A 16,137-nucleotide genomic window follows, 5' to 3' on the forward strand; every position below is an offset into this window, starting at 1 on the left:
CGTAGCTCAGTTGGTTAGAGCGCGGCACTCATAATGCTGAGGTCACTGGTTCAATTCCAGTCGTAGCTACCAATCTATCATTTCTGCGTGTTTCTCAATTTCCAATTCTCAAATTTTCACTTCAAAGAAAAGTTGTTTTTATTTTTTTTTCGTAAAGATCGCCTCTATACGGTGTTAAGACTTTTTGCTGTAGTTAATTTCAATAGGCTCTGTATCATCATAGTTATCTTTGATTCAACAAGTGTTTACGGCCATTTTGTGATCTTTTTTATTCTTTGAATTTATTGGTTGAGCGTAAAATGCGCTTATAGCCCCATTGACGCGGTATACGATACTTTCTAAGTAAAATGTATAGGATATCCTGTCAAATGCATCCTACAAAAGATTTACAGCATGTTTCATGGTTATTAACTCTAGGCATGATGAAGAAATTAATTTTATTGTTGGCTTTCTTGTTTGTTAGTGTAGTATCTGCTGCTGAGTATCACGGAAATCGTCAATCCGGAATATATCATGGACCACAGTGTCGTTATTATTTTTGCAAAAACTGTACTGTAATTTTTAAAAGTGAAAAGGAAGCTAGGCAAGCAGGCTACAGAAGATGTAAGAAGGAAAAATAAACCGGCACTATTGTGAATGCCGGTTCATAGATAAGGTACAAAAAATTATTATTTAGAACTGTTTTTGGCTTCTTGTTCTTTTTTGATTCTTTCTGCGCGCTTACAAGCAGCTGCAGTGAATAATACGTCTGTAGAGCTGTTTAAAGCGGTTTCTGTTGAGTCCTGAAGAACACCGATAATAAAGCCAATGCCTACAACCTGCATCGCAATATCGTTGCCGATGCCGAAAATGGAGCAGGCAAGAGGAATAAGCATTAAAGAACCTCCGGCGACGCCAGAAGCTCCGCAGGCGCATAGTACAGCAGCGATACACATCAAAAGTGCAGAACCGAAATCAACATCGATTCCTAAAGTATGAACGGCTGCCATTGTCATAATAACGATGGTAACGGCAGCACCGGACATATTGATGGTACAGCCTAAAGGAATGGAGATAGAGTAAGTTTCACGCGGTAAATTAAGTTTCTCACATAACTCCAAATTAACAGGTAAATTTGCTGCAGAAGAACGGGTAAAGAATGCTGTGACAGCGCTTCTGGTTATACAGGTTAAAATAAGAGGGAAGGGATTTTCACGAGTCGCAATGTAGACGATTATTGCATTAAGAACAAATGCGATTAACAGCATAGTTCCTAGCAATACGCAGACAACGTGTACATAGTTAAGCAAGTTGGCAAAACCGCCTTCAGCCGTGCAGGATGAATAGACCAAGCCCATAACGCCTAATGGTGCAAAACGTATGACGATACGAACCACACCGGAAATGCTTTGAGCAAGATCTTCAAGAACACGCTTGGTATTGTCGTGAGCGGCTCTAAACATAAGACCTAAGCATATAGCCCAAATCAAGATGGCAATATAGTTGCCGTTAATCATAGCGGTAAAAGGGTTATCAATCGCTTGATTAATAAAGTTAATAATTACTTCAGAGACACCTTGAGGTGCAGATAAGTTTTCAACATGCTCTGACAAAATGTTAAAAGTACTTGGGAATACGTAGCTCATCAAGAGAGCTAAAGTTGCTGATAACAGCATGCTGATGAAATATAAAGCAATAATCGGTTTCATATTTGATTGCTGTCCTTGTTTATGACGGGCAATTGCAGATGAAACCAAGACAAAAACCAAGATTGGCGCAACAGCTTTTAATGCTTTAACAAAAAGAGTTCCGAATGTCGGGATAATTGATTTGTCATTAGGGAAAATAAATGCAAGAAAGATACCAATTATTAATCCTATAACAATTTGAAGAATGAACGGAATTTTATTCAGGGTTTGCGACAATGGAGCTCGTGGATTGATATTTTCTAACATTTTCTTTCCCTTTTGCTGAAAAGTGATTTTGTTAATTAAGAATTATTATAGTAGTTAAAAAACAGGTTATAGACCAAATCTGTACCAAAATAGTGCAATAGGTCAAATAAAAAAGGCTTCAAATCATGAAGCCTTAGTATATTTAAAAAAATTAATGTGACATTACGTATTTGACAAATTCCAGCTTGGTTTTGTCATCTGCACTTTCATACATTTTGACTAATTGTCTGAAAGCAGCAGAGCCTCTGTTAACAGCACCGCCGTTAACTGAAGAGGTGGCAAGATTCGATTCCTGCTCGTATGAAATTTCAGGAGCTGCCATAGCCATATTAGAATGAGCTGCTCCGCTGTTTAAGATATTTCCTGAAGCATTTGCTTGAATAGTGGGAGAGCCGTATGCAGTCATGCCGATACCACGTTTTGAGCCCTCTACATAGTTAGGAGCATATAGGCGGTTTAATGACATGAGATCTTGGCGGTAATCGCGCAAAATAGCAAAACCCGATTCAGAAGTTAAGATGTAATAACTGGCTTTGCTTTCAGGAATTGCGTTTCCATCAAGATCTGTAAGCTGAATTTTTTGAGCACGGGCAAACTTAGATGCCTGATTCTCGTCACGGGGAATATCATACTTGAAAGTGTAAGTTTCGCCGTCTTGAATATCGCTTATTTCAACAACGATCGGGTCAGCAGCCTCGATCATTCTTCCTTCGCTCATAGAGCCGAACTGTCCTTCAAAAAGCAGTACGATTTGATGACGGCCGGGAGAAAGGGTAATGGTACGGTTGAACCTGCTATAGTTATATTGGTTGGTTGAACCGTCAACTAATTCAATTGAATAGTAGGTGGGAACTTTAAATTGTGCATCAGCAAAAGCATTGGCTGCAAAAGTTAAAGCGCATGCTGTAACGCCGATTTTTAAAAATGAATTGAAATTAGTCATTTGCTTCTCTCTTGTTTTTGAATGAGCTAATCTTAGCATTTTTTTAGAAATCATACTCTGCTCCGAGGACAAATTTGTCTTGAGCTTCATATTGGACTGCATTTTCTCCGTATAGTTTCAACGGATCTGCGTTTAAATCTATTTGTGCTTCTGCAAACACTTTAAATGAAGGATTGATTTTGTAATAGAGGCTCAAATTTAAATCAGATACTGTAGCATCTCCATTATATGTTTGCAGACTGTATCCTCCTGCGATGCCAATACCGTTTGCAAAGGAATAATTTAAAGCTAAATCATAAGTATAAATTTGATGCTTTAAATATTCATAATCAGTTCCGGTGAAAACTAAAGCTCCATAGAAGCCTTCGCCTAAAAATCCGTAAGAAACTGCTGCACCGTAATCATATTTATGTCCGGGGCGATGATTTTGGGAAAAATCATTAAGTTCCGTATCGGTAAGCTTATAGTCATTTTTTAGCATTGGCCTAAAGTAACTGTCCATGGAAATGCTGGACTGATTGCCTTCATAGGTAAGGTCGTAATAATCAATACCGTAGGCTACAGTTACTTTTGGCGTGAGTTTTCCTGAAATGGCAATTCCGGCGGCATTGCGTATGGAAAAAGGGGTATTATTTATGTTTTCACGTGCACTTTGATAAGAAATACGCAAATCCCAGCCTAACCCTGATAATGAATACATTATCTGTCCTGGGAGCTGATCTCCCATGACAAAATAATCATTGGCTCTTGTTTTAAGATAGTGATAGATATCCGTCGCTCCCGCTACGGTATAAAAAGCACCGTCTCCTTTGCCGGCAGTTAACGAACCGTATTGATAGGCATCAATACCGACATATAGATATCTGTTATGGGTACGCCCTGATGTTGTAGACGGCATATCCCATTCACCCATCATAATTGCGTCAAGGCCATGGAAAAGTTTTGTCCTTCCGGCAATGCCAAAACGCGTTGTAGCGACTATTGAATTGTCTCCAGCAGCATTCGAACTTGGATAATCAGGATAGGCTCCGTCACCGTTCATTACTAATGCCTGAACTCTGCCGAAAACATCAAAAGAGCTGTTTTCAGTCATGTATACGTTAGCGGCAAATGTACACAAAGGTGTTAGAAAAGATAACGCAAGGACGGAAAGTTTTAATGTTTTCATTTTTATTTTAACGGGTTAAAAATGAGTTTACTTAAATCTTCGATATTGTCAGCTTCATAATCGCTGTTCCAAGTCGAAGCGGCACCGCATTCATTTTGACCGTATCCCCAAAGTGCGGCACAGCTTTTGCAGCCGGCATTTTTGGCAGCCATTATGTCGTTAAGATGATCACCTACATATAAGCTTTGAGAAGGTTGAATATTGATCTTCTCAAGAGCTTTAAGCAAAGGCTCAGGGTGCGGTTTTGAATGATTGGTACTATCACAGCCTAAAATAAGGCTTAATTTATTGCTAAAGGCAAAACGGGAGAGAACTTTTTGCGCCATTTTTTCATATTTGTTTGTAATAACGGCTGTTTTTATTCCGTTTTGCTGAAGTTTTTCAAATAATGAATCAACTCCGTTGAATTCTCTGGTTCTATTGCAGATGTGCGATGTGTAATATGCCGCAAATTCATCACGCATTGTCCCTTCAATATCTGCAGAAGCACGAAGGTTTTCAGGAACTCCGAGTTTGAGCATTTCTCTCATGCCGGCAGTAACTTTAGTACGCAAAATGCTTTCAGCGACAGGATTAAATCCGTATTTGACTAAAGTATGGTTGCATGCGTCCATTATGTCGTATGCCGTATCAAGCAAGGTTCCGTCTAAATCAAACAGAATTGCTTTAAACGGTAATTTATTAGATGCTTCTGCCATGAGATTTCTTTTTTCTTGTCTCTTAGATTATTAATTTTTATAATTATAAAGCATTTTTACTGAAAATCGCTGTATAACTATGCCTTTGGCTTTTGCTGTTTAAAGCTTAAAAAACATAAAAATCCTGCTTTATTTTTAAATTGAAGAGCAGTTTTTTCCATAAAGAAGGTACGTTTTGTTGTTCTATAGCGTATAAAGTTTATAATTTTTAGTGAAAATCGTCTGTATATTATATAGATATGCAATAGTTTAAGAACGGTGAACTATGTCTTATAAAGCAAAAATCAGTGATTTTGAAGCAAAAGTCGTAAAGCTGAAAAACTCTGTCAAAAATATTCCTGATTTTCCGAAACCGGGAATTTTATTCCGTGATGTCAGTTCGTTATGTCAGGATAAAGATGCTTTTGCTTTATGCATTGATATGTTCTATGAGGCTTTTAAAGACGAAAAAATAGATATGATTGTTGCGGCTGAAGCTCGAGGTTTTGTTTTCGGAGCTCCTCTTGCCCAACGTCTTCATGCCGGCTTTGTTATGGTAAGAAAACCAGGTAAATTACCGCGAGCTACGTTTGAAGAAAGCTATGATTTAGAGTACGGAACAAGTACTCTGCAGATTACAAAAGATGCATTGCAAAGCGGACAAAGGGTTCTTATTGTAGATGATTTGCTGGCAACCGGCGGAACCGTCGAAGCCATGATTCGTCTGTGTAAGCGTTTTGATGTTGAAATCGTCAGTACTGCTTTTGTTATTGAGCTTTTTGATTTGGGCGGTGCTGCTAAAATTAAAAATGATTACAATATTGAAACCTTTTCTCTATTAGAGTTTCCTGGACATTGATTTATGTCAGAGAAGATAGGCGAATATCAGGCATTAGCTCGTAAATATCGTCCTCAGACTTTTGCCGATGTGGTAGGTCAGGAACACGTTTTAAGCGCATTGTGCAATACTATTGACGCAAAGCGTATTCATCACGCTTATCTTTTAACGGGAACTCGCGGTATCGGTAAGACTACAATTGCCAGAATTATCGCTAAGAGTCTTGAGTGTGAAACGGGAATAACTTCTAAACCTTGTCTTCAATGTGATGCTTGTAAAGCGATTGCCGCGGGAAACTATCCTGATGTTATTGAAATCGATGCCGCATCTCAGACGAAGGTAGATGATACCCGTCAGCTGCTTGAGAATACTCAATATCCTCCTCTTACCGGCAGATATAAGATTTATATTATTGACGAAGTGCATATGCTCACCAATAATAGTTTTAATGCGCTGCTTAAGACTTTGGAAGAGCCGCCTTCGTATGTGAAATTTATTTTGGCAACTACGGATCCGCATAAGATTCCGACTACGGTTTTGTCTCGGTGTCTGCAGTTTCAACTTAAAGCTCTGAGTGTTGATGAAATTAAAAACCGCATTGTCTCAATTCTAGATAAAGAAGGAGTTCCCTGTGAGATAGAAGCTGCTCAGTTGATTGCGCGCGCAGCCAAGGGAAGCATGAGAGATGCATTATCGTTGTGCGATCAAGCCATTGCATTAGGTTCAGGTTCTCTTGAAAGAAAGAGTGTGATAACCATGTTGGGAACAGCCGGAGATGGATTAATTACTGAAATTATTGATCTGTTAGCTCCCGGCAAAGAAGAAAATCTGGCCGATGTTTTATCTAAATTTGCACAAATTTCTCCTAACTTCAAAGCCGTGCTGGACGATCTTGCAATAGCTTTCCATGATCTGGCTTTGTATCAGATGGTTGGTGATAATGCCCTTGGCGTGTTTACGCTGCCGCAGGATATTTTAAACAAGTATGCAAAAGTCTTTTTACCTGAGACCGTGCAGCTTTACTATCAGATTGTTCTTGAAGGAATTAAAGAGTACTCCTCAGCTCCTGACGGCAAGAGTGCTTTTGAGATGACGGTTTTACGTCTTTTAGCTTTTTCACCTGAAAAAAAAAAGAATGGATAGGTGAAGATCGTCCTATTACTCCTGATTACATATCGCAAAAATCTCAGGTATTACCATATCAGGCAGATAATTTGCCTAAACATCCAACTGCAAATCACAAGTTAAATATTGATAATGTTACGGCTTCACTGAAACTGCTTGCTGAAAATTCTAATTTTAAATCGCAAGAGACAATTAAGTCATCAACTGCAGCTAAAACGCAGACTGAGACTGAAATATTATCGTCAAAGAGCGAAAAAAGCAGTGAGGAATTATCTGTTAAAGAAGAGGTGGGAAAAAGCATTGTTACATCTTCTTTTGATAATGAAGCGCAAGATTTCTTATCAGTAGCTAAAAATATAGATAATTATTTGACTGATATAACTTCAGCCTTGCAAATAATGCAAGATCATGAAGTTAATGTAAAAGAAGATGGCATTTCAGGTCAGCTTGCTAAAATTACATCGTTGGGAATTGAGTTAGGGCGTTCAGTTAAATCACAAGATTCAGGATCTCCTTATTCAAGAAATATGATTGAGGATAAGGAAGTCTATTTAAATGATCCTTTTTCAGGAGGAGATATTGCAGCGCTTTCTCTTGTTGTTCCGCAAGAGGAACCGATTGATTTGGATAACAGTCAGGAGATAGAAGATAAAGATGATGAAAATGATTCATTGTCTCTTTTAAGTTTGTCGCAAGATTCTGTAAATAAAGCCGAAAGTGAAATTCAGAATATAGTAAGCTCTAAAGAAAAATTAGATGAAAAACAAACAGATAAAAACGATGATGGTTTTTTAATTGATGAAGAACTCAAGTCTTTACCGGATGATGGTTTGCAAGAAAATAAACTTAAAAGCGAGCTTATCGCAAAAGCACAAGAAATCGCGCCTGCAGGAGAGGCTTTAGATATCCTGAATGACAGCAGAATAAAGCAGAAAGATAATGAAAAAGCTTTTACTGTTAAAAGTGTCGATTCTGTATATAAATTAAAAACAATAGAAAGCGATCCTTTTGATGATGAAATAGCTTTAAACTGTAAAGATAGTATTTTTTCCGATTCGGATTTTGGCTATAAATTAATTCTTCCTAAAGAGAACAAAGAGATTAATGCAAATTTGCGAAAAGAAACTTCTCAGGAAGAAATTTTGAATTTTGCTTTATCGCAAATTCAAAAAGTGTCTAATAATAAAAATGCTTTGCGTCTTAAAGAACAGATAACTAATCATCCAGAAAAAGATAAAACCGTTGCTGATTTGCCTTTGCTCGAAAAAGAAAATTTATCTGATGATACTGCAGCGCAATTTCCTGTAAATTTGTCAGATGCTATTGAAAATCAACAAGTTGATTCTGAAATTGCAGTTGATGACAGTGAAATAGATTATACTGACATGCCGCTTGATAATTCGCAGGATATGCTGTTTTATGCAGATGTGAATGATGAAGTTGTTAATGAAATCCAAGACGGCAATCCTGCGTACGCATCCAAGCAGCAGATTCAGAATGCTTATCAGCAAAGCTCTCAGAACTTATTATCCTTTAAAGGAAAACGTTTGCTCGAACCTAATGATTTTTTAGATGAGGTGGCAAAAACTGATCCTTGGTATCAAACGATATTAAAAGCCGGTTATACGTCAGGTCCTGATTTTGCAGCTTTGCTTTACACTATAAGAAAACAAAATGATACTGATCCGAATAAGTGGATTTTATATATAAGTGATGATTTTAAATTGTTGGCAACCGATCCTACATGGAAACATAATTTAACAACGAAGTTTTCAATAGCTAATTCAAAACCGGTTAGTATTGATATTGAGTTAGTACCTCAAGCCCCTGAAGGATGTCCATATTTACAGGCTTGCGCTTTGTTTATCAATCAATTAAATGAAACCAGAAATATTTTATTGTCTAATCGCAAGCTTACAGATCTTTTAAGTGAGCTCGGTGAAGATTTATACAAGATGCGTATAGATTTATATACCGATATTAATCCGCAGCAAGCAAAATAAAAGGCCGCTTTAAATTTTTGCGGCCTTGGTTGATAAATTTAATTTTTAGTACCAACCTGATTCATCTTCAGCTGAAGAATTTAATTTCATCGAATTCCAAATTCGATTGGTAATTCTTGATACTTTTGATGTCGGAGTTTGCGGAAAATACGCTTTTGAATACATTTCATCGGTTAAATTGACGTTAAGATTATTTTTTAAATCGTCAGACAATAAATTAATTGCGCCTTTAACCGGCAAAATGTATTTGATTTCATTAGAAACGCTGCTTGCAACGTCATCTTTCATTAAATAATTAAACCACTTATAAGCGTTATCTTTGTTTTTAGCGCCGCGCGGTATTGTCCAGCAGTCGAACCACAAAAGACTGCCTTCTTTAGGGAAAGTATATTCTATAGTGTAATTCTGATTGGCTAGTGCAGCGCGGTTTGCCGCTTGCAGAATATCTCCTGAATATCCTATAGCGGCACAGATTTCTCCTGAAGCTAAATCATTAATATAGCGAGAAGAATGGAAATATGCCACGTTGGAGGCAAAGGCAGTTAATAATGCTTTGGCTTCTTTATAGTCAGCAGATTTTTCCGATGTGGGGTCTTTTCCTAAATAATGCATTACAGCAGATACTATCTCTATGGGAGAATCTAAAACGGCGATGCCGCATTTCTTTAATTTATCCGAATTCTCTTTTTTGAACAGAAAATCCCAAGAGTCTACTTTATAGTCGGGACCGAAAATTTCTGCAATTTTTTCTTTGTTATAGCCTATACCTAAGGATATTTCAGTATATGGATATGCGTAGTCGTTATTCGGATCCATTGTTGCAAGCAGCTTCATGCGCTTTTCATCCAAATGCGACCAATTTGGTATTTTGGTTTTATCGATTTTTTCAATTGCACCGGCTTTTGCTAAACGCGGTACATAATAGCTTGTCATCATACAAGCATCAAAGCCTGAACTGCCGGATAAAAGACGTGCTTCTACTAGCTCGTTTGAATCAAATAAAACGTAGTTGGCATCTAATTTTGTTTCTTTTATAAAGTTATCAACCGTATCTTCGGCAATATAATCACTCCAGTTCCATATATTCAAATCCGCCGCAAAAACGCAAGAAGCTGAAGCTGTTAAAAGAGCAGCTGATAAGCAGTATTTTACGTTTTTCATTAGTTGACCTCGTTTAAGCAAAATTTTTGAATTCAGGATTTTGCATGCCTTTGTAAATAGTTATATAAGATAAGTTGTATAAGGCAAATACTTTGACGATAGAAGAAAACAGCAAAGTAAAAAGTATCGTCATTAAAAAATCTGCACTATATGTTTACCGTTTACTTTCAGGCAAAAAATTATGCATCATTATGATGCGAGGGTCATTGTAACAAATTATTTAATTAACGTCCCAAAGAATGAAATCTCAATTACTTTACAACAAGACAGCAATTAAGGATGTTTTAATGATAAAGCCGTTTTTTATGAAAAATTACATATCATTAAGGCAAGGTGGTGATTAGAAACAGAGTTTGAATTTTAAAAATTAATCTCTTCTTACAGAATTTTTACTTAATTTAGTAATAAAGCAATGAATAAGTGGATTGGAAGCCTTAGGGCAGGTATGATAAAAGTCAGTTTTGTTAAAACAAGAATGTTGAAATGACAGCTTTGATTACATCTTTCGTTAATCCTAAAGGCGGCAGCGGAAAAACAGTTGCTGCTGTTAATCTTGCAGCAGGCATTGCTGATCTTTCATATAAAGTTTTATTGATAGATTTAGATGCGCATGCCAGTGCCTCGTTAGCTTTAGGACTTAAAAAAGATCCGTTACCAAGTCTTGCCGGTGCTCTTATTGCGGATGATGAGCTTTATGATTTTATTGAGCAATCAGCTAATACTAATTTAGATGTTATAAAAGGTTCTGATGATTTAGTTGCAGTTCAAGTGGCACTTTATAATCAAAAAGAAGGTCTTTTGACTTTAAAAAGAAAAATAGATGACCTTAAAAAAATTTATGATTATATTTTTATAGATTGTCCTTCAAGTTTTGATGTTTTAACGCTAAATGCTTTATGCGCAAGTCACGCATTTATCGTTCCGCTTCCTTGTGAGTATTACTCTACTTCTGCTTTAAGTACAGTTGTTGAGTATGTAAATTCTTTGGAAGAAAAAGGTGTTTGCCATGCATCTCTTGCTGGAATTTTACGTTTTTACGGCAGTAATGGGGTATCTGTATTAAATGAGATTCAAAATGAAGTTGTAAAAATATTTAGAAAAAATGTTTTTAAAACTATTATTCCTGAAGATAAGTGTCTTGATGAAAGTATTATTTTAGGTCAGCCTCTTGTAACGAATATGCCTGAAAGCTCGGCAGCAAAGGCATTTAAAAAGCTTTGCGCAGAATTCATTTATAAAAGTCCCTTTTGGCTTCGTTTTGATTAATAATCGCAAGTAACAGTCTTTAAAGTTTCTTTTAGTTAGGTTAAACTAACAAAAGTTAGTTATAACTTACAAAGAGGATTGAAAATGAGTGTCATAACAGATATCAAAGCTCGTGAAATTATTGATAGCCGCGGAAATCCGACAGTTGAATGCGATGTGTTCCTTAAATCAGGAGCCTTTGGAAGAGCGTCAGTTCCGTCAGGAGCTTCTACCGGAATACGAGAGGCTATAGAACTGCGTGATGGTGATCATAAGCGTTTTGAAGGTAAAGGTGTTTTAAAAGCTGTTAATAATGTAAATACTAAAATTAAAGAAGCGCTTATCGGTCTTGAAGCACGTAATCAGGTTTTTATTGATAAGACAATGATTGACTTGGATGGAACGAAGATAAAATCAGCCCTTGGCGCAAACGCTATTTTATCCGTATCTTTAGCAGTTGCTAAAGCTGCAGCCAAAGAGTCGAGCTTACCTTTGTACCGCTATTTTGGCGGAAGTTTCAAAATGAGTATGCCGGTGCCGATGATGAATATCATAAATGGCGGAGCTCACGCTAATAACAATCTTGATTTACAAGAATTTATGATTATTCCTGTCGGCGCTCCTTCTTTAAAAGAGGCTGTTCGTTATGGTTCTGAAACTTTTCATGCTTTACGAAAAATTATAAATTCAAAAGGGATGACAACCGCAGTAGGTGATGAAGGCGGTTTTGCTCCATCAATTAATTCCCATGAAGAAGCGATTGAGCTTATTCTTGAAGCCATAACTAAAGCAGGTTATGTTCCCGGCAAAGATATATATTTAGGTCTTGATTGTGCATCATCAGAATTTTATGAAAATGGTAAATATGCTCTGAAAAAACAAGGAAAGATCTATGAAATTGATGCATGGATTGATATTTTAGAGGCATGGGTTGATAAATATCCGTTAATTTCTATTGAGGATGGAGCGGCAGAAGGTGATTGGTCCGGCTGGAAAAAACTTACTGACAGACTCGGTAAAAAATGTCAGTTGGTAGGTGATGATTTGTTTGTAACCAATCCGGAGATATTGCGTGAAGGAATAGAGAAAAATGTCGCTAACTCTATTTTGATTAAGATAAATCAAATCGGAACTTTAACTGAAACTTTTGAAGCGATTGAAATTGCTAAGCGCGCAGGTTATACCGCAATTGTTTCGCATCGCTCCGGTGAAACCGAAGACAGCACTATTGCCGATATAGCAGTAGGTACAAATGCCGGACAAATTAAGACCGGTTCTTTGTCTCGGTCCGATCGGTTGGCAAAATATAACGAACTAATAAGAATTGAAGAAGAACTAGGATCTTCAGTATGTTATGGCGGAAAAGATTCCTTTTATTCTATAAGCTTATAGTTTTGATTTAAAAATTTTTGCCATATAAAAACCCCGTTCAATTACACAAAGTGAACGGGGTTCATAATTAAAAAGGGTTTTTCTTGATAAGTTAGTTATCAAATTTTTTGACTGCTTTTTCTCTTCATTAATTTTAATTGGTTGGCAAGCTGCTGCAGATTAGCAATGCGGTGAGCGTGCGACGGATGGGTACTTAAAAATTCAGGCGGCTGCTTGCCTCCCATTTTACTCATTTTTTGCCATACGCTTACTGCCGCATCCGGATTAAATCCAGCACGGTAGGCAAGCTCTAAACCGATTGTATCTGCTTCTGTTTCCTGCTGGCGGTTAAAAGGTAAGGAAAATCCCAGGTTAGCTATAGTGTTGCCAAGAGCTAAGGTTCCGCGATCTGCTCCCATTATGGCAGCTATAGCTATCAGACCGCCTTTTATCATTTCACGGCTTTGCTGTTCTCGGCTGTGTTCACGCAGGGCATGAACTATTTCGTGTCCGACAACAATGGCTATCTCATCATCGGTTAGCTTTAATTTGTTAATGATTCCTGAGTAAACGACAATCTTACCTCCCGGCATACACCATGCATTTACTGTATCGCTGGTAATTACGTTAACCTCCCAATTCCACTGCTTTGCATCAGGACGAAAAACCGGAGTTGTTGCAATGAGGCGATTGGCTATGCGTTTTACTCTTGCCGTTGTTTTTTTATTGGTATTTAAAAGTTTTTTAGCTTTTGCTTGTTTTATAACTTGCGAATAAGCCTGATCGGCTTGGGCGTTTATTTGAGCTGCAGGAGTCAGCATCAGCTGAGAGCGGTTGTAATTGGTAAAACCGGACATGGTTGTGTAAGTACAACCGCTAAGCGTTGCTATAAAAAATAAAACAGTAAGAAGTTTTTTCATGGAAAAATCGGTCCTATTAATTGCTGCATCAATGATATTTGTAAAATTAACTTCTTGTTTTTATTGTATAAGTTTTTATATGACCGCAATATTTTATCATGATTTACTGTTAAATCATTTTAAAAAAACTTAAAAATAGTTATGTATTCTTTGTAGACTGATTATTATATTGATAGTTGATGTTATGTTCTTTTTGGTTTTGATTATGACCTCGTTTTATAAGGAAGATTTTTGCAGGGAGTTTCGTCACGTATATCTATTAGTGGATTGTAATAATTTTTTTGTTTCCTGTGAGCGCTTGCTTCATCCGGATTTAAATTTTAAACCGGTAATCGTTCTTTCTAATAATGACGGCTGTGTAGTGGCACGATCAGATGAAGCTAAAGCTTTAGGCATAAAAATGGGCGAGGCGGTATTTAAAATTAGGAATTTAATCGAATCTAAAAATGTTGCTGTTTTTTCATCAAATTTTAATTTGTATTTGGATATTTCAAGTCGCGTGGTGCGAACTTTGGAAAGTATGTGTCCGCATGTTGAACAATATTCTATAGATGAGTCTTTTATTTTTTTTGAAAAAGCAACAGAAGAAAGTGCCAAGGATTTAGCTTGTAAAGTTAGAAACACGCTGGCTTATTCATTAGGTATCCCTGTAGGGATAGGTATCGGGACATCTAAAACATTGGCAAAGCTTGCAAGTTATTACGCTAAAAGAAAAGTAAAACGTTCAGGTGCTTATTTTTCCGGTTTAAATGAAAAAGACCGGCTTTTTCTTTTAAAAAATAATCCTGTGTCAGAAGTATGGGGAATAGGTAAAAGGCTTAACTTGAAACTTCAATCTATGGGAATTTTTACGGCGTGGCAGTTTGCTCAGACCGATCTTAATAAATTACGCAGGTCTTTTAATATAAATGCAGTACAGACAGCTAAAGAATTAAGCGGGATTGATTGCATTGTCGAAGATATGTCGGAAGAAAACCAATCTCAAATTATGTGGTCGCGATCTTTTAAAGAAAGATTATTGACCAAGGAAGAAATTTTTGAGGCTTTAGCTAATTACACTGTTAAAGCCGCTGAAAAATTGCGCAGTCAGCAAAAATATTGTAAATGCGTCCATTTTCATATTCGGACATCGTTATACGGTAATAAGGCAAAATATTCTGCTGAGGAGACAATAATTTTGCCGTACCTTAGCAATGATACCCGTGATTTTATAGATGCTGCTAAAAAAGCTTTAGATTTGATGTATCGTCCCGGATATGAATATATGAAAGCAGGAGTGATCTTGACTGATTTTGCTTTTGCTCGTACAGAACAAAGTGATTTATTTTGTGCTGCTCCGGACATCGGTTTGCAAAAGAAAGCGGACTCTTTGATGCAGGCGCTGGACACATTAAATAGCAGAAAAAGCAATACTGTTTATTTGGGGGCACAAGGCGGTTTGTTAAAAGATAAGAAATATTTAAACCGCCAATTTTTATCTCAATCTTTTGCTGATTTTTATGATTTACCTGAAGTTTCTTACGCGATAAAGGAAAAATCAAAAAAATAATATCATCTTATATGTTGGCGGTTTAATGTACTTGATATTGTAAAGGCTAAAAGAATTTGTAATTTTTTATCTTATCGATTTGAGAAGAGCGGCAGTAAGGACAGGTCTTAAAAGTTTTGTTTTTTAATACCTTAAACCATTCGTTATGCAACTCTTCAAAATATACGTAATGGGTACCGCAATCATCACAAACAATGCTTTCGCAGCTTTTTTCTAAAAACATTTTCAGTATCGAAAAAAACTCTACGTACGAAGGAAAGAAAAGGAAGTGTGATTCTCCATGCCATTGTTTATAAAAATCTATACGCTTAAAAATTGTTTTGCCTGCCATATAAGCACCGATAGCTAAAGTATGTTCTATTGAATGTGAATTATGGCGTCCTGATTCATTTAACGGGGTGGATAAATTGTGGTTATGTAAGACTCTAAATCCCATTTGATAAAAACTTATCATAATATTGCAGAATAAAGCTTTTGCCGGGTGATCGCAGGCGCTTAAACATAATTTATTTGCAGCTCGATTAAATTTTTTGTCAGATGCTGCTGAATTCTTTGTTTCTTCAATAAGTTCATGTAATTTTCTAAAGGATATGCGGGTGGCTTTGTATATATTTCCATAAGGAACGCCGGCGATTAGCATAATTTTGCTTAAATGAAGTCTAAGTTCATATTCTCCTGACAAAATAAATGAAGAGAAGTTGTCATAAGCAAAATCACGAATGAAGTTTTCAATAATTTGAAAAAAGCAGATATTGGGATTGCATAAGTTTGCCAGCAATAAATAAGGATTTCCTTCTGATTTAGCAAAGTAATCAGCTATTGTTGTAATGTTGAAGTCCCCGAAGTTCAAAGAATTTATAAAATTCTTGTTGTCTATTTTCTCTGTCAATTTATTGGTACAAGGCTCATATGCGGCGAATCTGTTCAAAAACAACTGAAATCGCGGAAAACGTTTTTTATTTAATAGATAGGTGAAATATACATATTGCGACAAGGTAATAGGAATATGTGAAGAAACTGATCTGTAGATTGAATATGCAACATCAAGGTTGATATCTTTGTTGGATAGGTTGTAGTAAAAATTTTTGTAATGTTGATCTTTTTTTAAAGAAATTGAATGATTTCTTTTTGTTTGAGGTGGCAGAAAGAAATCATTTTGTGAGGCATCTGTTATTCTATGTGCGGTAAAATCTATTCTATCAG

The 16,137-nt window shown here is 36.6% G+C and carries 14 protein-coding genes; 7 read left to right on the top strand and 7 right to left on the bottom strand.

The genetic code is table 11. The features are described 5' to 3' along the window. The first annotated feature begins 368 nt into the window (after positions 1-368). Positions 369-620 carry an Ada metal-binding domain-containing protein gene (locus QZ019_RS05875; protein ID WP_295483130.1) on the top strand — a complete coding sequence of 84 codons (252 nt, stop codon included), beginning with the start codon at positions 369-371 and terminating at the stop codon, positions 618-620. Positions 621-668: 48 nt separating this feature from the next. Here the strand turns inward: QZ019_RS05875 and sstT are convergent, their stop codons facing one another. The 4 genes from sstT to QZ019_RS05895 form a co-directional block, all read right to left on the bottom strand. After that, positions 669-1,934 carry a serine/threonine transporter SstT gene (gene sstT / locus QZ019_RS05880; protein WP_294568032.1) on the bottom strand — a complete coding sequence of 422 codons (1,266 nt, stop codon included), beginning with the start codon at positions 1,932-1,934 and terminating at the stop codon, positions 669-671. Between the two features lie 151 nt (positions 1,935-2,085). Further along, positions 2,086-2,877, bottom strand: coding sequence for a DUF2057 family protein (locus QZ019_RS05885; RefSeq protein WP_295483132.1), 792 nt, complete (start codon positions 2,875-2,877; stop codon positions 2,086-2,088). Positions 2,878-2,920: 43 nt separating this feature from the next. Further along, positions 2,921-4,045, bottom strand: a complete 1,125-nt coding sequence (locus QZ019_RS05890; RefSeq protein ID WP_295483135.1) for a hypothetical protein — start codon at positions 4,043-4,045, stop codon at positions 2,921-2,923. Positions 4,046-4,047: 2 nt separating this feature from the next. Further along, complete coding sequence (locus QZ019_RS05895) at positions 4,048-4,743, bottom strand: HAD family hydrolase (protein WP_295483137.1); 696 nt, start codon at positions 4,741-4,743, stop codon at positions 4,048-4,050. A gap of 265 nt (positions 4,744-5,008) precedes the next feature. Here QZ019_RS05895 and QZ019_RS05900 point away from each other — a divergent pair, with 265 nt between their 5' ends. The 3 genes from QZ019_RS05900 (at position 5,009) to QZ019_RS05910 (ending at position 8,688) form a co-directional block, all read left to right on the top strand. Further along, on the top strand, positions 5,009-5,581 hold the full coding sequence (locus QZ019_RS05900) for an adenine phosphoribosyltransferase (RefSeq protein ID WP_295483140.1): 573 nt from the start codon (positions 5,009-5,011) through the stop codon (positions 5,579-5,581). A gap of 3 nt (positions 5,582-5,584) precedes the next feature. Then, positions 5,585-6,703 carry a DNA polymerase III subunit gamma/tau gene (gene dnaX / locus QZ019_RS05905; protein WP_295483143.1) on the top strand — a complete coding sequence of 373 codons (1,119 nt, stop codon included), beginning with the start codon at positions 5,585-5,587 and terminating at the stop codon, positions 6,701-6,703. 71 nt (positions 6,704-6,774) lie between these two features. Next, positions 6,775-8,688 carry a hypothetical protein gene (locus QZ019_RS05910; protein ID WP_295483147.1) on the top strand — a complete coding sequence of 638 codons (1,914 nt, stop codon included), beginning with the start codon at positions 6,775-6,777 and terminating at the stop codon, positions 8,686-8,688. Positions 8,689-8,733: 45 nt separating this feature from the next. Here the strand turns inward: QZ019_RS05910 and QZ019_RS05915 are convergent, their stop codons facing one another. Further along, positions 8,734-9,849 (bottom strand): polyamine ABC transporter substrate-binding protein, encoded by a 1,116-nt coding sequence (locus tag QZ019_RS05915; protein ID WP_295483149.1) that lies wholly within the window; start codon positions 9,847-9,849, stop codon positions 8,734-8,736. A 483-nt stretch (positions 9,850-10,332) separates the two neighbouring features. Here QZ019_RS05915 and QZ019_RS05920 point away from each other — a divergent pair, with 483 nt between their 5' ends. Then, on the top strand, positions 10,333-11,115 hold the full coding sequence (locus tag QZ019_RS05920; protein ID WP_295483152.1) for a ParA family protein: 783 nt from the start codon (positions 10,333-10,335) through the stop codon (positions 11,113-11,115). An 84-nt stretch (positions 11,116-11,199) separates the two neighbouring features. Continuing rightward, entirely contained in the window at positions 11,200-12,486 is a 1,287-nt protein-coding gene (eno, locus tag QZ019_RS05925; RefSeq protein WP_295483155.1) for a phosphopyruvate hydratase, read from the top strand. Positions 12,487-12,584: 98 nt separating this feature from the next. Here the strand turns inward: eno and QZ019_RS05930 are convergent, their stop codons facing one another. Beyond that, a complete protein-coding gene (locus QZ019_RS05930) occupies positions 12,585-13,385 on the bottom strand; it encodes a M48 family metallopeptidase (protein ID WP_294568014.1) in 801 nt (266 codons plus the stop codon). Between the two features lie 205 nt (positions 13,386-13,590). Between QZ019_RS05930 and QZ019_RS05935 the strand changes: the two genes are divergently transcribed. Further along, on the top strand, positions 13,591-14,934 hold the full coding sequence (locus tag QZ019_RS05935) for a Y-family DNA polymerase (RefSeq protein ID WP_295483159.1): 1,344 nt from the start codon (positions 13,591-13,593) through the stop codon (positions 14,932-14,934). Between the two features lie 46 nt (positions 14,935-14,980). On the opposite strand, the gene QZ019_RS05940 is transcribed toward QZ019_RS05935, so the two are convergent. Further along, complete coding sequence (locus QZ019_RS05940; RefSeq protein ID WP_295483162.1) at positions 14,981-15,823, bottom strand: hypothetical protein; 843 nt, start codon at positions 15,821-15,823, stop codon at positions 14,981-14,983. Positions 15,824-16,137 lie beyond the last annotated feature (314 nt).

Source organism: uncultured Succinatimonas sp. (assembly GCF_905203285.1).
Lineage (GTDB): Bacteria > Pseudomonadota > Gammaproteobacteria > Enterobacterales > Succinivibrionaceae > Succinatimonas.